Origin of the sequence: Streptosporangium brasiliense (genome assembly GCF_030811595.1) — a bacterium.
GTDB classification, from domain to species: Bacteria; Actinomycetota; Actinomycetes; order Streptosporangiales; family Streptosporangiaceae; genus Streptosporangium; species Streptosporangium brasiliense.
Genome location: NZ_JAUSRB010000002.1, coordinates 5089866 through 5112613 on the forward strand (window position 1 = coordinate 5089866; position 22748 = coordinate 5112613).

19 protein-coding genes are annotated in these 22748 nt (G+C 73.0%); 9 read left to right on the forward strand and 10 right to left on the reverse strand.

Annotation, left to right across the window (positions count from 1 at the left end):
• Positions 1 to 53: 53 nt before the first annotated feature.
• Positions 54 to 920, forward strand: coding sequence for a 4-hydroxy-tetrahydrodipicolinate synthase family protein (locus tag J2S55_RS31840; RefSeq protein ID WP_306868476.1), 867 nt, complete (start codon positions 54 to 56; stop codon positions 918 to 920).
• Here J2S55_RS31840 and J2S55_RS31845 read toward each other — a convergent pair whose 3' ends face one another.
• The 7 genes from J2S55_RS31845 to J2S55_RS31875 all read right to left on the reverse strand — a co-directional run bounded on the left by J2S55_RS31845 (position 921) and on the right by J2S55_RS31875 (position 9926).
• Positions 921 to 1730, reverse strand: coding sequence for an Fpg/Nei family DNA glycosylase (locus tag J2S55_RS31845; protein WP_306868478.1), 810 nt, complete (start codon positions 1728 to 1730; stop codon positions 921 to 923).
• The gene (locus J2S55_RS31850) at positions 1723 to 2175 is read right to left on the reverse strand and encodes a ribosomal maturation YjgA family protein (RefSeq protein ID WP_306868479.1); all 453 of its coding nucleotides are present in this window, start codon (positions 2173 to 2175) and stop codon (positions 1723 to 1725) included. Before J2S55_RS31850 ends, J2S55_RS31845 begins: the two co-directional genes overlap by 8 nt.
• 167 nt (positions 2176 to 2342) lie before the next feature.
• Positions 2343 to 2657, reverse strand: coding sequence for an L-rhamnose mutarotase (locus J2S55_RS31855; protein ID WP_306868481.1), 315 nt, complete (start codon positions 2655 to 2657; stop codon positions 2343 to 2345).
• 117 nt (positions 2658 to 2774) lie between these two features.
• Positions 2775 to 4058, reverse strand: a complete 1284-nt coding sequence (locus tag J2S55_RS31860) for a M1 family metallopeptidase (RefSeq protein ID WP_306868482.1) — start codon at positions 4056 to 4058, stop codon at positions 2775 to 2777.
• A gap of 44 nt (positions 4059 to 4102) precedes the next feature.
• Complete coding sequence (locus J2S55_RS31865; protein ID WP_306868483.1) at positions 4103 to 7840, reverse strand: Pls/PosA family non-ribosomal peptide synthetase; 3738 nt, start codon at positions 7838 to 7840, stop codon at positions 4103 to 4105.
• Between the two features lie 295 nt (positions 7841 to 8135).
• Positions 8136 to 9212 (reverse strand): DUF2332 domain-containing protein, encoded by a 1077-nt coding sequence (locus tag J2S55_RS31870; RefSeq protein WP_306868485.1) that lies wholly within the window; start codon positions 9210 to 9212, stop codon positions 8136 to 8138.
• 252 nt (positions 9213 to 9464) lie between these two features.
• Complete coding sequence (locus tag J2S55_RS31875) at positions 9465 to 9926, reverse strand: ATP-binding protein (protein WP_306868487.1); 462 nt, start codon at positions 9924 to 9926, stop codon at positions 9465 to 9467.
• A gap of 81 nt (positions 9927 to 10007) precedes the next feature.
• Between J2S55_RS31875 and J2S55_RS31880 the strand changes: the two genes are divergently transcribed.
• The 3 genes from J2S55_RS31880 (at position 10008) to J2S55_RS31890 (ending at position 11658) form a co-directional block, all read left to right on the forward strand.
• The gene (locus tag J2S55_RS31880) at positions 10008 to 10838 is read left to right on the forward strand and encodes a helix-turn-helix domain-containing protein (protein WP_306868489.1); all 831 of its coding nucleotides are present in this window, start codon (positions 10008 to 10010) and stop codon (positions 10836 to 10838) included.
• On the forward strand, positions 10829 to 11068 hold the full coding sequence (locus J2S55_RS31885) for a DUF397 domain-containing protein (RefSeq protein WP_306868490.1): 240 nt from the start codon (positions 10829 to 10831) through the stop codon (positions 11066 to 11068). The genes J2S55_RS31880 and J2S55_RS31885 overlap by 10 nt, the downstream gene beginning before the upstream one ends.
• A 215-nt stretch (positions 11069 to 11283) precedes the next feature.
• On the forward strand, positions 11284 to 11658 hold the full coding sequence (locus tag J2S55_RS31890; protein WP_306868492.1) for a hypothetical protein: 375 nt from the start codon (positions 11284 to 11286) through the stop codon (positions 11656 to 11658).
• A gap of 128 nt (positions 11659 to 11786) precedes the next feature.
• Here J2S55_RS31890 and J2S55_RS31895 read toward each other — a convergent pair whose 3' ends face one another.
• A complete protein-coding gene (locus J2S55_RS31895) occupies positions 11787 to 12128 on the reverse strand; it encodes a hypothetical protein (RefSeq protein WP_306868494.1) in 342 nt (113 codons plus the stop codon).
• A gap of 682 nt (positions 12129 to 12810) precedes the next feature.
• Here J2S55_RS31895 and J2S55_RS31900 point away from each other — a divergent pair.
• The 3 genes from J2S55_RS31900 to J2S55_RS31910 all read left to right on the forward strand — a co-directional run bounded on the left by J2S55_RS31900 (position 12811) and on the right by J2S55_RS31910 (position 19519).
• Positions 12811 to 14658, forward strand: a complete 1848-nt coding sequence (locus tag J2S55_RS31900) for an alpha/beta hydrolase (protein ID WP_306868496.1) — start codon at positions 12811 to 12813, stop codon at positions 14656 to 14658.
• A complete protein-coding gene (locus tag J2S55_RS31905; RefSeq protein ID WP_306868498.1) occupies positions 14659 to 15159 on the forward strand; it encodes a hypothetical protein in 501 nt (166 codons plus the stop codon). It abuts the gene before it with no gap.
• A 217-nt stretch (positions 15160 to 15376) separates the two neighbouring features.
• Positions 15377 to 19519: a hypothetical protein gene (locus J2S55_RS31910; RefSeq protein ID WP_306868500.1), complete on the forward strand. Its 4143-nt coding sequence runs from the start codon at positions 15377 to 15379 to the stop codon at positions 19517 to 19519.
• Here J2S55_RS31910 and J2S55_RS31915 read toward each other — a convergent pair.
• Positions 19516 to 20016: a hypothetical protein gene (locus tag J2S55_RS31915; RefSeq protein WP_306868501.1), complete on the reverse strand. Its 501-nt coding sequence runs from the start codon at positions 20014 to 20016 to the stop codon at positions 19516 to 19518. The two genes, J2S55_RS31910 and J2S55_RS31915, sit on opposite strands and share 4 nt — an antisense overlap.
• Between J2S55_RS31915 and J2S55_RS31920 the strand changes: the two genes are divergently transcribed.
• Positions 19975 to 21273, forward strand: coding sequence for an NAD(P)/FAD-dependent oxidoreductase (locus J2S55_RS31920; protein ID WP_306868502.1), 1299 nt, complete (start codon positions 19975 to 19977; stop codon positions 21271 to 21273). The genes J2S55_RS31915 and J2S55_RS31920 overlap by 42 nt on opposite strands.
• A gap of 115 nt (positions 21274 to 21388) precedes the next feature.
• On the forward strand, positions 21389 to 21970 hold the full coding sequence (locus J2S55_RS31925) for a hypothetical protein (protein ID WP_306868504.1): 582 nt from the start codon (positions 21389 to 21391) through the stop codon (positions 21968 to 21970).
• A gap of 73 nt (positions 21971 to 22043) precedes the next feature.
• On the opposite strand, the gene J2S55_RS31930 is transcribed toward J2S55_RS31925, so the two are convergent.
• Positions 22044 to 22646, reverse strand: coding sequence for a DUF4291 domain-containing protein (locus J2S55_RS31930; RefSeq protein WP_306868506.1), 603 nt, complete (start codon positions 22644 to 22646; stop codon positions 22044 to 22046).
• Positions 22647 to 22748: the final 102 nt, after the last annotated feature.

Consider the following 22748-nt stretch of genomic DNA (forward strand, 5'->3'; position numbering starts at 1 on the left):
TCGGAAGAAACGGGAACTGGACCTGCACGGTCGGTGGCGGCAAGGCTTGGAGCATGACATTCAGCGGTGTTTACGTTCCCCTGATCACCCCGTTCGGCGAGGACGGCGAGGTCGCCGTGGAGGCGCTGGAGGGCCTGGCGCGCGCTGTGCTCGACGAGGGGGCGGCCGGGCTGGTCGCGCTCGGCACCACCGCCGAGGTCGCCATGCTCGCCGAGGAGGAACGGCGGGCGGTCGTCGAGGTCTGCGCGAAGGTGTGCCGGGAGCGGGGGACGGCGCTGGTCGTCGGTGCCGGGTCCAGTGACACCCGCTCCTCCGTCGAGGCCCTGCGCGCGCTCAAGGACCAGGCGGACGCCGCGCTGGTCACGGTGCCGTCCTTCGTCCGCCCGTCCGAGGCCGGGGTGCTCGCCCACTTCGGCGTGCTGGCCGAGCAGAGCCCGGTGCCGTTGATCGTCTACAACATCCCCTACCGGACGGGGCAGTCGGTGGGCGCGGCCACCCTGCGCCGACTGGGAGAGCTGCCCATGGTGGCCGGGGTCAAGCACGCGGTCGGCGGCGTCGACCAGGACACCGTCACCCTGCTGGCCGACCTGCCGGAGGGCTTCGCGGTGCTCGCCGGGGACGACCCCTTCTTCTCCGCGCTGCTCGCGCTGGGCGCCTCCGGCGGCATCCTCGCCTCGGCCCACCTGCACACCGGCCGGTTCGTCGAGCTGGTGGAGGCCTGGCGCTCCGGCGACGTCGCCCACGCCCGCGCGCTGGGCCACCGGCTCTCGGTCATGTCGGCGAGCCTGTTCGCCGAGCCCAACCCAACGGTGATCAAGGGAGTGCTGCACTCCCGGGGCCTGATCCCCACCGCGTCGGTCCGGCTCCCGCTGGTCCCCGCGGGCCGAGCCTCGGTCGAGGCGGCCGCACGCCTGCTGTGATCACACCGGCTGGCAGCCCGGGCACCAGAAGAGATTGCGGCCGGCGAGCACCTCGGTGCGGACCTCGGTCCCGCACAGCAGGCACGGCATGCCCGTGCGCCGGTAGACGTAGACCTCACCGCCGTGGTCGTCGACCCGGGGCGGACGCCCCATCGCCTCGGGCGTGTGCTCGGGCCTGACCGTGTCGATCCGCCCCACCCGCACGCCGTCGGCCATCAGCGCCACCAGGTCCGCCCAGATGGCCGTCCACTGCCCGCGGGTGAGGTCGCGGCCGGCCCGGGACGGGTCGACACCCTGCCGGAACAGCGCCTCGGCGCGGTAGATGTTGCCCACGCCCGCGACCACCGACTGGTCCATCAGCAGGACGCCGATGGAGGTGCGGCTACGACTGATCCGCCGCCAGGCCGCCTCCGGGTCGGCGTCGGCGCGCAGCGGGTCGGGCCCGAGCCGGTCGTGCAACGCCCTCTTGGCCGCGGGGTCCAGCAGCTCGCAGACGTTGGGCCCGCGCAGGTCGGCGTACTCCTCGGCGTTGCTCAGGCGCAGCCGTACCGCACCCGTCGGCGGAGGCGCCGGAGCCGGGCCGAAGGGGTATCTGCCGTAGATGCCCAGGTGCACGTGGAGCCAGCGGTCGTCGTCGAAGCCGAGCAGCAGGTGCTTGCCGTGCGCGTCCGTCTCCTGGAGCACCCGCCCGTCGATCTGGCGGGCCCCGGCGGCGAACCTGCCCTGCGGGCTCTCGGCGCGCACGGCCCCGCCGCCGAACACCTGCCGATGCTGCGCGGCCAGGCGGTGAATGGTGTGTCCTTCAGGCATGGTCTCGAAATGATACGGCCGGCCGGGCACCGGCCCGGCGTGACGGATCCGGGCGGAGGAGGGCGTGCGCCGCCGCCGCGAGAGCGGCCCCGACGGCGTAGGCGGCCAGGTCGGCGGCGCCGAACGTGCTGCCGAGCACCAGCCTGGCCAGCACGCTGGCCTCCGAGAGGGCGGCCGGGACGGGAGTGAGCTGGGCGAACTCGACCGCCCAGCTGAACGCCAGGGCGCCGATCGCGGCGCGGACCGGCGGGACCCGGGGGAGCACCAGCACGATCAGCGTGTGGACGAGCACGGTGTAGAGGGCGTCACCGGCGTATTTGGCGAACCAGCCGCCGGTGACCGCGCGGACCGTGAGCCCCGCGGCGACGGTCGCGACGGCCGCGAGCGCGGCCGGCAGACGGCTGCGGAGAGCGGGGGACAGGCGGGTCTGGAGAGCGGGGGACACTCGCTCACGATAACGAGCGCACCGCACGCCGGGGACATCCGCTCACGATGACGAGCACACCGCGCGGCCGGGGACACGGCGGCACCGTACGGCCGGCACGGGACGGCAGCGGCCCGGCCGGGGCGCGGTGACACCGGCCGGGAGCGCCGGGCCGGCCGGCCGACGGCTCAGGTGAGCCGCCAGACCGCCGGGAGGCCCTTGCCGCCGCCGTCGGCGGAGTAGTCGTGCGCGACCTCCAGCAGCTCGTCCATCCGGGCCTGCCAGGCGATGTTCACCGGCAGGCCGGCCAGCGACGCGAGCAGCGCCTCGTAGTCGTCACAGTCGATCACGTGGAAGAGCTCCAGGCCGCTGCGCCAGATCGTCCACTCGCGCGCGCCGCCCTTCTTGATCGCCTCCACCAGTTCGGGGGGCACCTCCCGGTGCGCCCGCTCGTACTCCGACTCCTTGCCCGGCCTGATCCGGGTGTGCAACGCGACGCGCATGCCGTGCCTCCAATGGTCGTAGCCCGTTATAGCAGTGATCCGATCTATTTCAGAAAATATCCGGATGTCGGGTCCGTCTCGCGCCGACAATCGGTGAAAGCTCCGATGAAAGGCGGGTCAGGGCAGTGCGGGGAGGCGGGAGCCGTACAGCCAGCCGGACAGCAGCCCCTCCAGCGGGCCGGCCGTGCGGCGCGCGACCAGGTCGGTGAACTGGCCGGTGGTGACGGAACCGTGGCGGTGGCCGGCCGTCCACTCGCGCAGCAGCGCGAAGAACGGCGCGTCGCCCATGGCGCGCCGGAGCGCGTGCAGGGTGAGCGCGCCACGCTTGTAGACGCGGTCGTCGAACAGGCGCGGGGCACCCGGGTCGGCGAGGACGAAGTCCTGGGGGAGGGCGGCGAGCCTGCGGTGCCAGCGGACCGCCAGGTCATCGGCGGTCGCGCCGCCGGAGACCTCCGACCAGATCCACTCCGCGTAGGCGGCGAACCCCTCGTGCAGCCAGATGTCGCACCAGCCGGCCGCGGTCAGGCTGTTGCCGAACCACTGGTGCGCCAGCTCGTGGGCGACCAGCCGCTCCTGTCCGCGCCGGCCGTCCACGTGGTTCACCCCGAAGATCGACATGCCCTGCGCCTCGACCGGGATCTCCAGCTCGTCGTCGACCACCACCGCGGTGTAGGAGCCGAACGGGTAGGGGCCGAACCGCTCGCTGAAGACCTCCATCATCCGGTCCTGGCGCTCGAAGTCGTGCCGGACCCGGGAGGCGAGCCTGGCGGGGAAGGCCACCCGCGTCCCCGGTCCGAGGTCGGCCTGCCGGTAGCGTCCGATCTGGACGCTCGCCAGGTAGGAGGCCATCGGCTCGGCCTGCTCGTACACCCACGTGGTCGTCGACGCCGCCTGCCGCCTGGAGACCAGCTCCCCGTTGGCGATCACCGTGTACGGCGAGGCGGTGGTCACCGAGATCCGGTAGCCGGCCTTGTCGTCCGGCCGGTCGTTGCACGGGAACCACGACGGGGCCCCGATCGGCTGGCTGGCCACGATCACGCCGTCGGTGAGCTGCTCCCAGCCCAGCCCGCCCCAGTGGCTGGACACCGGCCGGGGGCTGCCGGAGTAGCGGACCTCGACGGTGAACGGCCCGGCCGCCAGCCGCCCCGGCGCCAGATGGAGCCTGCCCCCGCGATGGGTGAAACGGACCGCCTCGCCGTTGACCAGCACCCCGCCCACGCGGAAGGCGCCGAGGTCGAGGGCGAGGCCGTCGAGCGGCCCGGGCGCCACCGCCGACAGCCGGGCGATCCCGTCGAGCCGGTTGGCGGGGACCCGGTAGTCGAGGGACAGGTCGTAGTGCTCCACCCGGTAGCCGTCGTCGCCGTGCGCGGGGAAGTACGGCCGGCGGGGGGTCGTGCTCACAAACACGCTCGTTTCCTCTGCTACGTCTCGTGGGGCCGGGCCCGCTACCTCTCGCCGGTCCACGCCGCGATCGGATTGCCGAACCAGCGCGTGCCGGGTGGCACCGACTCGCCCCGCATGACCAGGGACGCCGGTCCGACCGTGGTGTTCTCCCCGACCGTCGCCGCGGGCAGGACGACCCCGTGCGGGCCGAGCGTCGACCCGTCCCGCAGGACGACAGTATCGATGCTCATGACCCGATCATGGAACAGGTGCGTCTGCAGCACGCAGCCCCGGTTCACCGACACCCCGGTGCCCAGGGTGACCAGGTCGACCTCCGGCAGCCAGTAGGTCTCGCACCACACCCCCCGGCCGATCCGCGCGCCGAGCGAGCGCAGCCACAGGTTCAGCGGCGCCGTGCCCAGCCACGGCTGGGCGAACCAGGGGGCGGCCAGCACCTCCACGAAGTTGTCCGCCAGCTCGTTGCGCCACACGAACGAGCTCCACAGCGGCCGGTCGCCGGCCGAGATCCGGCCGAGCAGGGCCCACTTGGCCACGGTGGTGACCGCCGCGGCCAGCACCCCCGCCCCGGCCAGCACCACGCCGCTCAGCAGCACCGCGGCGGCCAGGCCGTACGATCCGGCCAGCCACTCCAGCGCGGCCGCCACCAGCACGGCGAGCGCGACCGCGCACATCGCGGGGACGACCCGGCACACCTCGACGGCGGCGCGGGCCGCCTTCAGCCGCGGCGGCGGGTCGTAGGTGCGGCTGCGGTCGCCCTCCTCGGCCGTGCGGCGCAGCTCCACCGGCGGCATGCCCAGGTAGGACGAGCCCGCCCGAGCCTTCTTCGGCGCGGCCGACAGCACCGCGACCAGGCCGTCCTTGGGCACCTTGCGGCCCGGCGCGGTCATCCCGGAGTTGCCGAGGAAGGCGCGCTTGCCGATCCGCACGTGGTCCACCCGGAACCGCCCGCCGTCCAGCTCGTACGGCGCGACCATCGTGTCGTCGGCGAGGAACGCGCCGTCCCCGACGGAGGTCATCGACGGCAGCGCCAGCACCGTCGACAGCTCCACGTCCCGGCCGACCCGCATGCCCAGGGCGCGCAGCCACACGGGGGTGACCATGCTCGCGTACAGCGGGAACAGCCAGACCCGGGCCATCGACATCAGGTGCCCGGTGGCCCACGCCTGCCAGGCCCCGCGGCTGTGCACCGGGTGGTGGCCGGCGCGCAGGCCGACCGCCAGCAGCCGCACCAGCGCCAGGATCACCAGGGCCAGGGCGGCCATCGAGGTCACGGTGGCGAGCGGCACGCCGTACAGGAGGCCGGGCAGGGAGGTCGTGTCCCCGCGCAGGAGCACGGCGAGGCCGGGGACGGCGGCGATCGCCGGGACGAGGCTGAGCGCCAGCGCGGACAGCCCGTAGACGGCCGCCCAGCGCCGTGAGCGCGGTGGCCGGTCGGCGGCCGGCGGGCGCGCCTTGCCCGTCCTGACGGCGGGCACACCCGCCCAGCGCTCCCCGGACGGCACCGCGCCGGCCACCGCTGCCCCCGGCGCGACCTGCGCGTTCTTCCCTATCCACGCGCCCGGGAACAGGGTGGCGCGGGCGCCGACCGTGGCGGAGGCGCCGATCTTGATCTCGCCGACATGCACCCGGTCACCGTCGATCCAGTAGCCGCTCAGGTCGACCTCGGGCTCGACGGCGGCGTTCCTGCCGAGCTTGAGCATCCCGGTGATCGGCGGCGCCGAGTGCAGATCGGCGTCGGCGCCGACCTGGGCGCCGAGCGCCCGGGCGTAGTGCGTGAGCCACGGGGCGCTGGACAGCTCGGCCACGCCGAGCCGTTCGGCGAGCCGCTCGGCGGTCCACAGCCTCAGGTGCGTCGCGCCGCCCCGGGGGTAGGTGCCCGGCTCCAGCCCCCGCAGCAGCAGCCGTGCCGCGCCCGCGCTCAGCGCGATCCGCCCGGCGGGGGAGACGAACACCACGGCGCCCAGCAGCACCCACCACCACGAGACGGCGGGCGCCCCCGGCAGGCCGATCACGTTGTTGAGAGCGGCCAGGCCCACCAGCCAGCGCAGCGCGCCGGCGGTGAGCAGCGGCACGGTGAGGACCGCCTGCGCGATCGCCGCGCGGCGCGGCATCGGCGTGACGACCCTGCCGGTGGTCACGATCTCCGGCGTGTCCAGCGCGGCCAGGTGGCCGGCGAGCCCGCGCAGCGTCGGGTGCTCGTAGACGTCGCCGACGGTGACCGCCGGATACCGGGCCCGCAGCGCCGACACCAGCCGGGCCGCGGCGAGGCTGGTGCCGCCCTCGGCGAAGAAGTCGCCCTCGGTGTCGCCGAGGACGTCCTGCCAGCATCCGGCCACCCACGGGTCGACGCCGGGGCGCCCGGCCCCGTCGCGGCCGGGCAGCGGCCACGGCAGGGCGTCCCTGTCGATCTTCCCGGACGTGCGGGTGGGCAGCCCGTCCACCAGGGCGATCCGCGGGACCAACGCGGCGGGCAGCGCGTACCGCAGCCGGTCCTTGGCCTCCTCCGGGTCGAACCCCTCGCCGGGCACGACGTACCCGACGAGGAGCTGGTGCCCCCCGCCGGTCGTGCGCACCGCGGCCGCCGCCCCGGCGACCCCGGGCAGGGCCTGCAGGGCCGCGTCCACCTCGCCCAGCTCGATCCGGCGCCCGCCGAGCTTGATCTGCTCGTCGGCCCGCCCGACGAAGATCAGCCCCTCGGGCTCGGCCCGCACGAGGTCGCCGCTGCGGTAGGCCCGCTCCCAGCCCAGCGAGCCGAGCGGGGCGTACTTCTCGGCGTCCTTGACCGGGTCGAGGTAGCGGGCCAGACCGACCCCGCCGATGACCAGCTCGCCGGTCTCGCCCATCGCGACCGGCTCGCCGCCCGCGTCCACCACGGCCAGGTCCCAGCCGGCCAGCGGCAGCCCGATCCGCACCGGCCCGTCCCCGGTCAGCGGCGCCGCGCACGCGACCACCGTCGCCTCGGTCGGGCCGTAGGTGTTCCACACCTCCCGCCCCGGTACGGCCAGCCGCTCGGCCAGCTCGGGCGGGCACGCCTCGCCGCCGAAGATCAGCAGCCGCACGTCGTCGAGCGTCTCGACCGGCCAGAGCGCCGCCAGCGTCGGCACCGTCGACACGACCGTGATGCCCATCTCGACCAGCCACGGCCCCAGGTCCATGCCGGTGCGCACCAGCGCCCGGGGCGCGGCGACCAGGCAGGCGCCGTGCCGCCAGGCCAGCCACATCTCCTCGCAGGAGGCGTCGAAGGCCACCGAGAGCCCGGCCAGCACCCGGTCGCCGGGGCCGATCGGCTCCTGGGCCAGGAACAGCCCCGCCTCGGCGTCCACGAACGCCGCCGCGCTGCGGTGGGTCACCGCGACCCCCTTCGGCCTGCCGGTGGAGCCGGAGGTGAAGATGATCCACGCGTCGTCGTCCGGTACCGGCCGGCCGGCGGCTCCCGGCGTCCCGCCCTGGCCGCCGGGAACGATGATCTTCTCCCCGTCGACGATGACGGCGCGCACCCCGGCCTCGGTGAAGACCAGCTCGGCCCGCTCGTCGGGGTCGTCGGCGTCCACAGGGACGTAGGCCGCGCCGGCGGTCAGCACGGCCAGGATCGCGACGTACAGGCCGGTGGTGCCCGAGGGCACCCGCACCCCGACGCGGTCGCCGCGCCCGACCCCGGCCTGCCTCAGCTCGGCGGCCAACCGGTCGGCCTCGGCCCGCAGCTCGGTGTAGTCGAGGCGGGTCCGCCCGTCGTCGAGGGCGGGGGCGTGCGGATATCGCCGGGCCGTCCGGTCGAGCACGTCCAGCAGGGTGCGGACCCGCGGCGCGGAGCCCCCTGGCAGGAGCGCCCGCGATGTCAGAGCGGTAGCCGCTGGTGACGGGCTCACTTTTCCCCCCGGGTATCAGGTTTCCCCCACGTATCAGGTCACCCTGAAACCGGAACAGCTTACGTGGCGGAAATGAACACCCTTTGTGAAGAATCTCTGCACGTTTAGTGAATCTTGCACGTATGTCCTGGTCAGTCGGCCAGGGTCCGGTCGCTGGTCGCTGGTCGCTGGTCGCCGGTCGGCAGCAGCCGGTCGGCGGCAGTCGGCGTCAGGAGGTGAGGGTGCGGGCCGGGAGGCCGTGCGGGGGCGCCTCCGCCAGGACCGTCTCGGCCCCGGTGCCGAGCCGTACGGCCAGCCGGAAGCGGTGCCGCCCGCCGACCCTGCGCGGTTCGAAGGAGACATGGGCGAAGGCCGCCTCCGCCGTGCCGGCCGCCGCGAGCCGGTCCAGCTCGCCCTCGACCCGCGCCCATTCGGCGGCCGGGACGTACTGGCGCATGATCGAGTGCCAGACGACGGTGAGCGTGCCGGGCTCCAGCCGGACACCCGAGAGGAAGTCGGCGGCGCCGACGGCGTCGACCTCGGCCGGCACCCGGGCGGCCAGCCGCAGGGCGCCGTCCAGCCGCGCGGCGCGGGCGGTCTGGTCCGGCCAGACATAGGCGCGCAGGGCCAGCTTCCCGCCGGGCGACAGCGGATCGACGGGCGTCAGATCACAGCCGCGCCGCTCGACCACGGTCAGGGCCGGACGCCCGGCGGCGGCCTCGGCCAGCCACGCGGGCGGGGCGCCCAGCCAGGCGTCCTGCAGCGAGACCGGCGAGTCGGCCGGGCCCCAGGCGAACCCCTCGCACGCGTAGCGGAAGTGGTCGGCGCGCAGGTTGAGCCCGGCGCTGGCGCCCAGCTCGAACAGCCTGACCGGCAGCGGGCCGGCGTGCGTGGCCTTCAGCAGGCCGGCGATCAGGAGATTGGCCCGGCCGACCTCGTTGGTCTGCGGCGGCCGGGTCAGCCAGTCGCGGACCCACTCCATCGCGGAGGCGACGGCGGCCCGGAAGGCGTGCCAGCAGGCATCCGGCCGCTCCGGGTCGAAGACGCCGCCCGTGCTGGGATAGCAGGCGGCCAGCTCGGGGGCGCGGCCGGTGAGGGCCAGCGCGTGCACCCCGCCGAGCAGTCGCAGCGCGACGGCGTCGGGCCCGGGGGCGTCCTCGTACCCGGCGAGCGCCTCCATACAGGGACCTCCCGCGCGGACGTCCTCCGCGACCCGTTCCAGCAGGAACGCGTAGAGCGGGGAGCCGAGGTCCGCGCAGCCCCGTGCCTGATGCTCGACCATGACGGCGGCGCGCTCGCGGGACATCGGGTCCTCCTCGTCCGGATACCGGCGGTCCGCTGGACCTGGGTACCGACGATCCTTCCCCCGCGGCGGCGCGCGCGGCAGGGGCGGGCCGGGTGAGCCTCGTCACGCGCCCTCCGGCGTCCGCGCGGCAGGCCACGGCGGCAGGACCGCGCCGATCCATTGAGGGTCCGGATCGCCGGCGCGGTCTCCACGGGCGCTCGGCCACGCCGGAGAGCTCCGCCCGCCGGAGCCGTGGACGACCGCTCCTGGCGCTCAGGGCCATGCCGTCAACCGGAACCAGACGGACTTGCCGTGGGGGTTGAGGGTCCAGCCCCAGTCGTGGGAGAGGTCCTTGACGATGGCGAGTCCTCTGCCGGACGTCTCCATGTGGGTCGCCCGCCGCATCCGGGGGATCGCCGTGCAGGAATCGTAGACCTCCACCGTCATCAGCTCCTTCTCCCTGCCGACCGTGACGCGGATGGCGCTCGTGGCGGGAACGTCCGCCGCGCCGTACACGATCGCATTGGTGACGAGTTCCGAGACCAGGAGCGCGGCGATTTCCGGGACGTCTTCGGCCGCGTTCCAGTCGGCGGCCACGTCGCGCACGAATCGGCGGACGGACGCCACGCTTTCCACCGCCCGCCGTATCCACTTCTCGCCCAGCACGGAAAGGGCGGGATCCGGCGTGCGGCGATATTCGGCCGGCATCGCGTCCCCTCGGAGAGGGTCTTCCACGCCATCTCGCTTTTCTGCGGATTTCATACGCTCAGAGTGTCGAGGCGTGACTACGCTTGGTGGCGGAACGGTTACCAGGGCTTGGCGCTGGAATTCACGCCGCCGTCGTTGAATTCTGGCAAGGAGGGAATTTTGCCCAACCTCTACACGCCTCAGGCGATATGGGGCAGGGAGCTGCGCCACTACCGGAAGGCGGCGGGCCTCACCCAGGGGCAGCTCGCCCAGAGGATCCACTTCAGTGAGTCACTCATCAGCGGGGTGGAGACCGGCCAGCTTCCGGCCAGCCCGGAGTTCGCGGAGACCTGTGACGAGACCCTCGATACGGGCGGCGCCCTGCGCCGGCTCCTCGACTGGAGGCGGGCGCAGGTCTTCCCTTCCTGGTTCGGCAAATGGCGGGACAGGGAGCAGGTGGCGACCGCTCTTCGGACGTATCAGCCCCTGGTGATTCCCGGTCTGCTCCAGACGGAGGAATACGCCCGCGTGCTGCTGCGCGGCAACGAAGCGGCCGTGGAGGGGCGTCTGGACCGTCAGACGATCCTTACTCGTGAGGATCCTCGCCCGCCGGCCTTCCGGTGTGTGATCGACGAGGCGGTTCTCTACCGTCCGATCGGCGGCCCGAAAGTGATGCGGAAGCAGCTGGAACACCTCGTTTCGGTGATTCACCCCAGGCTGAGCGTTCAGGTGGTCCCGCACGGAATGCATTCGGGCTTGATGGGCGGGTTCGCGATCGCCACGCTGGACGGAGGGAGCGACGTACTGTATGCGGAGACGGCCGTACGAGGTATCACCACAAGTGACCAAGAAGACGTCGCCGTGGCCGTGGAGCGTTTCGAGGCCATTCGGAGCGAAGCGTTGCCGATAAGTATGTCCATCGATCTCATCCAGAAGGCGGTAGCGGAAAAATGGACCTGAGTAACGCCGAGTGGCTCAAGTCGAGTTTCTCCGGAGATAACGGCGGTGACTGCGTTGAGGTCGCGGAGCTCAAAGACGTCACCAACAGCCCCGGTCACAAAGCCGGGCACACCGATCTGATCGCCGTACGCGATTCGAAGGACCCCGACGGTCCCAAACTGTTCTTCACCCCCGCCGAGTGGGACGCCTTCGTCAAGGGTGTGAAGGCCGACGAGTTCGACCGCGGCTGAAGCGACGCGGCCGGCCGCCATGGTGACGATCCATGGCGGCCGGCTGCTTTCCCGGGCCCGGATTCAAAAGGCGGCTTGAAGTCACGGCGATGACGTTGAAGGCCATTGGGACGACAGGGGAGCACGGTCGCCGCGAGGATTGAACTCCCTTCCCGTCCCCCGGAGGCCAGGTGTCTGCTCCGCACACGCCGTCAGAGCCGAACACGGTCGGTCGCATGCCCCGTGAGGTCAGGGCCGCCCGGCTGATCATGTGGATACAGGCGGCTCTCGCGACGCTGGAACTGCTCTCCTTTCTCGCCGCCCTTGTCCTCAGCGGCATGCCCGGGCTCTGGGTCCTGCCGTGGCCCTTCTACGTCGTCGTCGCGTCCGTGCTGCTGATGAGCCCGTTGGCGGCCGGCTTCGGCTCCCGGAGACAGTGGGTGCGCATCGCGGGCATCGCGACGGAGGCGATCCTGATCCTGGGGTCCGGCTACAGCCTGCTCGCGCCGGTCCTCGGCCCGAGCATTCCCACGCTGCTCAACCTTGTCCTGGCCGTCATTGTGCTCGTCAAGCTGTCCGGATCCGCCGCGACCCGCTGGTTCGGGCGATGAGGGCGACCTGATGGCACCGGCTGCCGTGAGCAGGCCGGCCACCCCGGTCCAGCGGTTGGTCGAGCCCGCGGAACTCGGCCAGGAACCCTTGGTCCTGTGTCGCGCCTGGCCCTGTGCCGCGCCGCGTGTCAGGCGACGTAGCGGCAGACCAGGGCCTCCGTGGGATGGCGGAAGGCGCTGACCACCACCCGCGTCGGCTCGTGGTAGGCGCACGCGGAGAGCGGGTTCGCCGGTATGACCGCTCCTGTGGTCAGCATGCAGACGTACCCCGTGGTCTTGTAGAGAGCCACGACCGTACGCGGATCGATGTGCGTCATGCAGTAGCCGGCCCCGGATACCGGCCCGTAGACGATGTCGACGGTGCTGTTCGGCGCTGCCGTGACGTTCACTGGGGTGGCCTGTGCAGGAGCCGCTGTGAGCGCGCCGGCCAGCAGCGCGCCGGCGGCCAGGACGAGAGCGCGACGGAGCATGGGGAACCTCCTCGATAGCAGGGGGTGCGTACGGTCTGTCTGATGCGGACGGTGACCTCGAAGGCAGCACGGATGAGCGACCTTGAGGCGGAGCCGGGCCGGCTGGGTGCGTGCCTACACCGCATCGGCCAAGGAAAACAGGAGGGCTGGAGCTGCTTCTCGCAGTATTAAATAGGAAACCTTCCTGTGCAATAGCGTGTTGTCGCTGACCTCTCACCAGTTCTGAGTCGCTGACCTATCGCCAGTTCTGAACGGTGTCGTCCCTTCTGTGCGCAGGGGTGGGGTGCCTCTTGGGGCACTTGCCTGGGCTTCGGGCGGGTGGGGCCCTGCCGCTGCGGCCCGGGGATGGGGCGGGGTCCGGCGATGTTCTCGGTGGATGGTCCGGGATTCCGGGGCGGTGGCTGATCGACGCACATATACCGCCTTCTTTTTTGTTTACCAAACAAAACTCGCGATTCATGGCGAATCTCTGGCGGTAATGCCGGATTGGCGCGAGTTCAACGTTAGATCTTGCTGCTATATGATCCGTGTGAGATTCTGACGCGTTGTGGCGGCGAATACGACGGCGGAATTAGAGGCGGCGTTATCGCGGGTCGCGCGGCTCGGGGAAGGCCATGCTGGATTACTGGATCCGTGTGCGCGGTGCATGGTGGCGCACGCGTGGGTCGGCGGGGGAGCCCCGATGTTCAGCCAGGCGCTCGCGCACCGGCGCGGGGCCCTGCAACTGGCTTTCCAGTCGGCGGCCGAGCTGATGGCGCAGCGGATCAGGCAGCTCGGCGGTCAGGCACACGTGCCGTCGTTCTCGACGTCGGTCAGCGTGATGGCCACGACGCCGGCCCCCTTCTCCGGGATTGACGTCGCCGCCATGGACCGCCTGGTCGCTGATCTGCAACGGGCCGGGCAGGAGTTGCCCGAGGCCGGCCGGCGGCTGAGCGCTGAACTGTCGGCGCTCTGCCTTCCCGCCCCCTCCGGACGGCAGGTCGCCGACGCCGGGGTCTGGGCGGAGGAGCAGGCGCGGGACCTGCGGCGGCGGCTGGTCACGATCCGGCGGCAGCACGATTTCGGCGCGGCCTCCCAGGCGACGGCCGGTTTCGGGCTGTTCGGTGGACACGCCCCTGATCCGGTCGGGATCGGGCAGCTGACGGCCGCCGCGGGCAGCGGGGATGTCGTGGCGTTGAAGGCACTGCTGGACCTGCAACGGGCCGGCAAGGACGCGACCCTGGCCGCCCGGCTCAACGCATGGTGGCGGCAACTGGACCCGGCCGCCCAGGATCGCTTGATCGCCGTCTCCCCGGCCCTGGTCGGCGGCCTGAACGGCCTCCCGGCCACAGTCCGCGACCAGGCGAACCGGAGACATCTGGCCGACCAGAAGACCGCGACCTCCACAGAGCTGGAGCGGTTGCGTAAAAGCTGGGCGGAGGTGGACAGACTGATAAAAGGGCTGGAGCTGAGCAGGATCGGCGGCCTTACCGGCCGGGCGACCGGGGTCACCGCGGAGCTGGAGCGGCTGCTTGGATCATCGGCGGACACGGAGGAAGCGATCGAAGCACTGGAACTGAAGATGCGGCAGATCGCCGCGGTGGAGAAGGGGCTGGCGCTCGGCGGGCAGAACGGCCGTCCTCCGGCGCTCCTGCTCCAACTGGAGCTGGGCGGTCCGGGCAAGACCGCCATCTCGTTCGGAGATCCCGACGAGGCCGACAACCTGGTCGCCTACGTCCCCGGCACCGGCACCACGCTGGAAGGTTTCGCCGGAGACGCCAACCGCGCGGCCGTCATATGGGACCAGTCGCACAAGTTCCAGCCGGACAAGAAGATCGCTTCCATTGCCTGGCTCGGCTACGAGGCCCCGCAGTGGGGTGCGACTCTGAGCCTGACCAGGACGGTCGCCAACATGAACGCCGCCCAGGAGGGCGCTCCGATGCTGGCTGGCTTCGCCGACGGCCTGCGCGCCGCGCACCGGGCGGCCTCCGATGCCCGGTTCACCGTGCTGGGGCACAGCTACGGATCGACCGTCACCGGCCTGGCGGCCCAGCAGCGCCCGGGCGCCTTCGCCGATCAGGTGATCTTCGTGGGGAGCCCCGGTGTGGGCGCCGTGAAAGCCGGGGACCTGGGCGTCGGCTCGGTGTGGGTGGGGGAGGCGCCCAATGATCCGGTGGGAGATGTCGGTTCCGTCCCTCTCCAGCTCACCGGGACCCTCAACGACCACGCGCCCTATCTCCCGGAAGTGAGCGGCCCGCTCGGCATCGACCCCAGCGCTGCTGAATTCGGCGCCCGGCAGTTCCATGTGGAAGATACCGGAGATCCCGCGTACACCTTCAAAGCTCACTCAAGCTACTGGGACCCTGCCTCCGTATCGCTCAAAAATATCGCACGCCTGGTCAACGGCCAATTTGTCAATTTGGACCCATTTCCTAAACCGGAGGCGACTCGGCCGCTCCCTGCCGCTCTGTCCTCCGTATCGCCGCAACCGGCGCCGAGCGGGAGCCCATCGTCCCATCCGTTGCCTTCGCCTATGCCGGTTGGAGAATAGATGTCGCGCTTCATCATGATGGTCATTGTGCTTGCCGCCGTTGCCGCAGGCTGTACTGAAGGGAGAGGCGTGGACGGACCCACGATGACTCAGGCACAGGCGCTCGCCCGTGTCGAGCAGCTCATCAAAGAGACAGCTGGGGTGATCACGCCGAAGCCCCGTCTCGATCTCTACCGCCCCAGTCTCAACCTCTACAGTTGCCTCGATCCCACCGACGGTGGCTCCGAGGACCGCGTCGTGGTGAATCGCTCCTACTACCTACGTGATATTCCTAAGGACCAAATCGGGGAAGTGGCCAGGCAGGTCAGGCAATACTGGGAACAGCAAGGTCATTACATTCAAGTAACCTCCAAGAATGGCCTTGATGTCTCAGGACGCTCTCGGCCTGATGATTTCCTGCTTTCGCTCGCGCCGACCGGCGATAACGATGTGCTGAATCTGGAGGCTACATCTCCCTGTATCTGGCCGAACGGGACGCCGGGGCCCTCCACCACCACCTGATCGGCACCATCCTTCCGATGCTCCTCACACCCCGGTGACGTTGCTGCCGGCAGGTGCCGGCGGGGCAGGTGACGGGCGTGTCCGGGCGGGGTGCCCGGGCGGTCGCCGCCGCATGTCCTGGTAAATCATTCCTTGACATGTAGTGCACCGATGTGGTCGGCTTTGCGCTTTCTTGATTATCGGCCGACGCGATCCGATCCCCGGGGGAAAGCCACTCATGCCGCGGCGTCACCGGCACGCTCTGACCTGTCTGTCCGTCTCCGTGGCCGGCGCGCTGCTCGTGGGGGTCCCCGCGCCGGCGCACGCCGGTGGGCACGCCGCGGTGTCCAGGCCGAGGATCGATCCTGTGCCGGAGGTCCCCGTCCCGGCGAGCGGGTCGGCCGGCGTGCCGCTGGAGCCGTCGCCGGCGTCCCGGCCGGTGCCGGAACGGCCCGTCGGCCCCGAACCGCCCCCGGTGACCACCCCGGCGGGTCCCACCCTGGTCAACGGGATCGTCGCGGACGCCGAGCGGCGGTTGGCGGCGGAGGGGGCGGGGCGCACGGCGCCTGCGGTCCGGAAGCTGCTGCCCGCGGCCGACCAGGCGTCGATCCTGGAGGTCTCCAGGCCGGCGGCGAGAGCGCTCGGCCGGATCAAGGAGCTCGCGGGCGTCTCGAAGGGCGTCCCGCTGCTCACCTACCGGCTCTGCGCGGAGAGCGCCGGCCGCCCGGCGTCCTGTTCGGCGCCGCAGCCGCCGGCCACGCCGGTGCAGGCCGATGTGACCGGCGACGGCACGGCCGACGTGCTCGCGAGCCTCGTGCCGCAGAAGGTGAAGGGCTCGGACGCGGTGGGGGTCGGCCTGGCGAGCGCCAGGCTGCCCGGCAGCGAGACCCACGACGGGCCGCTGAAGGCGCAGGTGTGGGCACAGTACGACATCCCCGGCAAGGACGGCGAGGTCAGGCGGCTGTCGGTCGGCTTCGACGGATACCGGCGCGGTTCCTCGCTGTCCGGGCTCGACTGGGGTGTCTTCACCGTCGACCTGGCCGCACAGGCCGCAGGCGTGGTCGACGTGCGGGCGGACGTGCGGAGGTCCGACCCCGGAGCCTCGGCCGCGGTGGTGGCGGGTCTCGACGGCGAGACGCTGATCAGCCTGAGACAGGCCCCCGCGGCCGCGAGGTTCACCGCCCGTGCCAGGTCCGACGGCGAGCGGAGCAGGCTGGGCGTCACGTCCTCGGCGCCGGCCGAGCTCGACGCGCTGGTCGTGACCGACCGGCGGAGGTTCACCCGGATGCTGGCCGACGAGATGCGGACCCGGTTGAGCATGGAACTGACCCGCTCCGGAGGCGTCGCCGACGTCCACTTCACCAGCCCCGCCCCGATCGGCAGAGCGCAGTTCCACGACTACGTCTACCGTGACGGGCTGCTGGCGAAGGCCGCCGGCCTCTCGATCACGAGGCTGCCGTCCGACTTCCGCGCGCGCTACGCCTCGGCGGCGGGCACCCAGGCGCTGACCGTGACCTCGGGGGCGCCCCGGGCGGAGGCCGCCGACGTGCTCTACTTCGACAGGGCGGCGGACAGGACCGTCGTCCAGGCCGCGCTCACCGGCCTGCCGGCCCGGGTCAGGCTTGTCAACGACCTCGCCGCCCACCGGGTGACGCACACGGCCAGCTCGGCGATCGGCGGTCTCGAGGTGATCCTCCAGCGCAACGAGGGGGCGATCTCGACCCCCCGGGGCGGCCACGTCACCATGATCAAGGACGGCGGCCGGCTCGGTGTCTCGGGCCGCCTGTCCCAGGTGGCCGGGGCCGACGTCACCTACGGCGGCGTGCCGCGGATCCGGTTGGAGCTCGGCCCGAGCGGCCGCCCGTTCCTCGGCGCGGCCAGCATCGACCGGACCCATCTGGTCCGGCTGGAGCTGTCCAACACCCCCGCCAGGATCAGGGCGGAGCTTGATCCGGGCGCGGGCCGGGCCGAATACGGGGCGAGCGGGGTGATCGACAGGCTGCGCGCCGCCTACGCCCACACCAGGACCGGCCCGACGGTCGACGGCAGCCTCTACGGCCTCCGCTCGACCGTCAGGGCGTCCTGGCGGCTCGGCGAGCGGACCGCCGTCGACGTGGCGACCACGTCGAACCTCAAGAAGGTCGGGCTCTACGCCGCCAGGAGCTATCTGACGCGGGTCGGCCCGGCCGGCGGCGAGGACGTGCAGGCGGCCGTGGAAGGCGTGCGCGGGCACGTCACCGCCGTGGTCGACACGCGGGACAGCCGCCTGGACTGGACCGCCGACCGCCCGGTGGCCTCGGTGACCGCCGTCGCCAGGGCCGGCGTCCAGGGCCGCGCCTTCAGGCTGGCGGCGAGCGCGACCGGTGTCCCCGCCCGCTTCGACGCCTCATGGGCGGCGCGGACCCCTCGCTTCCGCGGCCTGTCCGGGCCGATCGGCTCGGCGGCGATCGCCGTCACCAACCACGCGGGCGCCCGGGCTCCCGCGGGGCCGCACCTGGCCGCGCACTACGTCGAGGCCACCGGCGACTTCGACGCCAGCGTCAGGATCGACGGGCTCAAGCACGCGGAGTTCACCCCCACCGGCAGCGGGTTCAAGGCCGACGTCCGGGCGGCGCGGCAGACCGTCGCCCTCGACGCCGACATCCGGCCGGCCGGGGATCTCCGGTTCGGAGTGCTCGGCCGCCTCGGGCCCGTTCCGGGCGGCATCGCGGTCTCCGCGGCGGCGGGCGGCCCCGTCACCTATGACGCGGGCGGCCGGCGGCTGGACCTGAGGGCCCAGGTCTGGCTGGGCAAGGCCGCGGCCCTCGACGCCATCAAGGCCGTCCCGCACGTGCCCGGCGGTCTCTCCCTGGTCGACGCCGGCTGCGACGGCTGCGGCACCGGCCAGGGCCCGTTCTGCACGGCGGAGCGCGGCTGCTTCGGCCTCAAGGGATCCGTCGACGTCACCGGCCTGCCGTCCAAGGTCACGGTGGACCCCGCCAGGCAGACGTTCGCCTTCACCGGCTACCGGCCCGCCTCCGGCAGGCTCGGCCTGTACCTCGACAGCACCGTCCTCGCCCCCGCGCCGGTCAGGGCGCTCGCCACCCTGACCGGGCTGCCCCGGTCGATCACCCGCATGTCCGTCGGCCCGTTCGGCATCGCCAGGGGCAAGGACGACGAAGGCCGCGACACCGGCGTGGTCACCGCCAACTACAGGCTGGAGCCCGCCGCGACGGTCGGTTCGCTGGAGGTGCTGGCCGAGACCGACGCGGGAGGCGGATACGGCCGCGTGCGCGGCCAGGTCGCCCTGGACCCGGTCCCCGCCGCCGTCGCGGTCAGCGGCGCGTACGGCAGGCGGACGCGGATCCGGGTCCACAACTCCACCCCCGTCCGGAGGCTGCAGGCGAAGGTGACCGCGCTGGGCGGCGACCGCGGGCCCGGGACCGGCCTGCTCCGGTTCACCGACGTGCCGGCCGTGTTCGGCATCGACGCCGACGCCGCGGACACCGGACTCCAGCTGCCCGCCTTCACCTACAAGGCGGGCGCCGGCACCCTCGACGGGCTCTTCGCCGTCGAGGGCGCGCTGATCGAGAGGGTCTACCGGCCGCGGGAGGGCGAGCTGCTCGACACCTCCTTCGCCGTCGAGGACCTGGCCGCCGACACCACCGCCAAGGTGAATCCCGACCTGTCCGTCGAACTCGTGTCCAGGCCGGCGCCGACCAGGCTGCTGGAGGTGCACACCGGCCTGTCCCTGGCGCCGGTCGCCGCCCAGCGGGTCTCCGCCCGCAAGGACGTCCCACGCACCGGGGGATTCCTCGCATACCGGCTGGGCGGCGAATTCGGGCTCGGGCGCAGCAGGATCGGGGACCTGTCGCTCACCGTGCACCGGATGTCGTGGCTGAGGATCCGTCCCGGCCGGATCCCGTTCGGGATCGCGGCACCGAAGGCGCTCGGCTATCTCACGCCCGGCTTCGAGGGCGGCTACGACCGCCTCGACCTGCGCGCGGACGGGGTCGACCTGCGTCCCGACGTGAAGCTGAACGTCAAGGTCAGCAGGAGCGTCGGGGCCGATGTCTTCAACCAGGACGTGCGGCTCGGACCGGTCAGGTCACTTGCGTTCCGCCACTACGACCAGCGGATGCGCCCCATCGGCGGCAGGCAGACGATCAAGGCGGCCGATCTGCCGCTGGCCTGCGTGACGGTCGGCACCAGGCCGGGGCTCGTCTCCGCGCGGGCACGGGACTCGATCACCCTGCGCGGAGCCGCAGGCCCGCAGATGGTCTCGCTGCTCGACCAGGGAGGGCAGGTGCCCGGCTACGCCGTCGACCTGCTGTCCCACTTCATGTCACCCTTCCCCGGAGCGGACTGGAAGATCTCCGCCGTCGACCCCGGCCGCTGCTAGGGCGGGCCCGGCGTCCGGACGCCCACGGCGGGGGGCGCCGCCCGCTGTGCGGGACGGCGCCCTCGCGCGTCGCCGGGCGGAACGGTTACGCGGGTCTCCCCACGAGGGCGACCGCGGTGCTCGACGGGGCGGACCCTGCCGCCGCCCGCGTCGGTGAGCCGGAACAGACCGGTGCCCGCGGTGCCGACGCGCAGCGAGCCGTCGGTGTGGACGTGCAGGCAGCCCGCGCCGCCCGGGTCCTTCAGCGCGAGCTGCCCGTCGCCGCGGTCCTCCGGGGTGACGGCGAGGCCGGTCGCCGGCGGGGTGGCCGAGGCGCGCACGCCGCCGTCGCCGCCGGTGGACAGGTACGGCCAGGCGCCGTCGGCCCGCAGGGTGAAGGGGCCGGAGGGGACGACCGGCTGCCCCTGCGCGGCCTTGACGGCGAAGTAGCCGAAGTCGGCGGTGACCGGGGTGCCGTGCTGCGCCGAGAGAGCGAAGAGGCCAACCCCTCCGGCCACGCCAGGGACGGCACGCTCGGCGGCCACACCTCATGGGCCCCGGCATGGGCCCCGGCGGGCGGTTTCACCCGGGCCCGCGGTGGAAAGTTCACCGGCGTGGACGAGGTGTGGGATCTGGTGATCGTCGGCGGCGGCCCCGCGGGCTCCGCGGCGGCGCTGCGCGCCAAGCAGCTCCGGCCGCAGGCGCGGGTGCTCCTGCTCGACAGGGCGGACTTCCCCCGTGACAAGGCGTGCGGCGACGGCATCGCCGCCCACGGCCGCGACGAGCTCGCCCTGCTCGGCGTCCCCGACCTCATCGCCGACTACCGGCCGACCCGGCGTCTGTCGGTGATCTCACCCGGAGGCGCGCACGTCTGCGCCACCGTCGCCCGTCCCCACCACGTCGTCCCCCGCGTGGTCTTCGACGCCCGGCTCGTCGACGCGGCCCGGGCCCGCGGCGTCGAGGTCCGCCGCCACCGCGTCCGCACGCTCGCCGTACACCCCGGCCACGTCGTCCTCGACGGCACCGTCACCGCCCGCGCCGTCGTCGCCGCAGACGGGGCCAACTCGGCCGTGCGCCGCCTCATCGGTGTCGCCCCCGCTCCCGACAGGCACACCGCGATCGCCGTCCGCGGCTACGCCGACCTGCCCGCCGACGACGACGTCCAGCTCATCGCCATGCAGAAGGAGGGCTGGCCCGCGTACGCGTGGTCGTTCCCGATCGGCGACGGCACCGCCAACGTCGGCTTCGGGATGCTCCTGCCCCGGCTGCGCGCCACCGGGCTGCCCGGCCGGGAGGTGCTCCACGGCCGGCTCGCCGCGCTGCTGCCCCACCTGCCCGCCCGGGACCTGCGCGCCCACCACCTGCCCCTGTCGCCCGGCCGCCCGGTGCCCGGAGCCGGGCGGGTGATGCTCGCCGGTGACGCTGCCGGCCTCGTCAACCCGCTCACCGGCGAGGGCATCTACTACGCCCTGCTGTCCGGCCGGCTCGCCGGCGCCGCCGCCGTCCAGGCCGCCGGCGACCCGCTGCCCGCCTACCGGCGCGCGCTGGGGAAGGCCCTCGGACGGCACCTGCGCACCACCGACGTGCTCGCCCGCGCCGCCCAGGCGCCCGGGTTCATCGACGCCGCGATCGGCACCGCGGCCCGGCGCAAGGAGGTCTTCGACCTGCTCGTCGACGTGGGGCTCGGCGCGGGCACGGTGCCGCTGGGGCTCGGGTGCGCGGTGGCCGGCCGCTGGCTGCTGAACGGCCTGCGGGGAAGGGGTAGGGGAGGATGAGGCGCCGGTCCGGTGCCGATGAACGGCCCGCGGGGAGGGGGCGGGGCGCCGGCTCCGCCGCGGGGCCGCGTCCGGTCCGGTCGCGTCCGGCCCCGCCGTGCAGCAGAGTGATGGGGTGACACGTCGCCTCCCGCCGATGCTCCTGGCCGTGGCCCTGCTGTCCGGCTGCGGCTCCGAGGGCACGCTCAGCCAGGCCGCGCTGGATCAGGCGCGGGCCCAGGGCGTGGCCCCGGACCTGATCTACGTGGTCGACCTGCCGGGATACGAGCCGGCCGAGCAGTCGGTCGGCGTGGTCGGGGAGGAGGGCTTCGGGGCCTTCTACGTCTCGCCGGAGGGCCGGCAGGTGGAGCTCCGGATCGACCGCGGCACGTTCAGCGACGCCCTGTGCGCCGACTCGCCCCTCAGCGGGGCCGAGCCGCCGGCGCCGGTCCGGTGCGAGCGTGACGAGGTCGGCTGGTACCGCACGGCAGGAGGCCGTCACGAATACACGGCGCTCAACGGTGACCACTACGTCCGGCTGAACGGCCGCGTCGGAGAGGTGGACCGGGCCGCGCTGAAGGCGGCCGTGGCCGGGGCGCGGCCGGTGAGCGGGGAGGGCCCCGGGACGCCCTCGCCGCCGCCCGGTCCGGTGGACCGCGGCGACCTGCCGACCAACGGCGACGGCGCGCCGGACAACGGTGTGGGCCCCGGCGGCTGACCTGGATCCGCCGGCCGGCGGGAGGTCTCGACGGGCCGGTCCGGCGGGCGCGGCGGGCGCGTGGGCCGGGGGATCAGCCGGCGTCGCCGCCGGCCGTGGCGCCGATGACCTGCGCGAGATCCGCCGGCACCGGGTAGGGGCGCTCGGCCGGGAGCAGTCCGGTCACGTCCCGGCCGCTCCGGAGGGCGGCGTGGAGGTCGCGGACCCGGCCGGTGATGTCGGTGATCGCCAGGGTCCACCCGTCGAGATAGCGGTCGACGGCCTCGCCGGACAGGCCGATCTGGATGGACCGGTGCGGCAGCGCGTTGTGGTGCGGATCACGTTCGGGGTCCCACTGGATCCGGACCGGGCTGTGCCGCAGCCGCTCGGCCCACCCGGCGCGGTCGCCGTCCGGCCCGTGGTGGCTGAGGCAGGAGTGGGCCAGCGCCCACTCGAAGCCCTCGCGGGTGATGTCGACGGCCAGGACGCGGGTCTGGCCGGGCTTGGTGGCCCAGCCGCAGCGGTACATCATCCAGCGGAACGACGGTTTGATCCAGGTCATCCGCTCCCGTTTGAACGGCGCGACGAACCGCTGGGCCGCGACGGCGGGGCCGGCGATCACCGGATCGTAGGCCTGGTAGACGGTGATCGACTCCTCGGTGTAGGTGGCACGGATCTGCCGGTAGGGCACGTTCATGACGCCCAGGGTGGCGGGCCGGGCCCTGCCGGGCAACCGGATTAACCGGGTGGGACGCGGGCGGGACGGCCGCTGACCTGCGGATCACGGTGACAGGCCGCC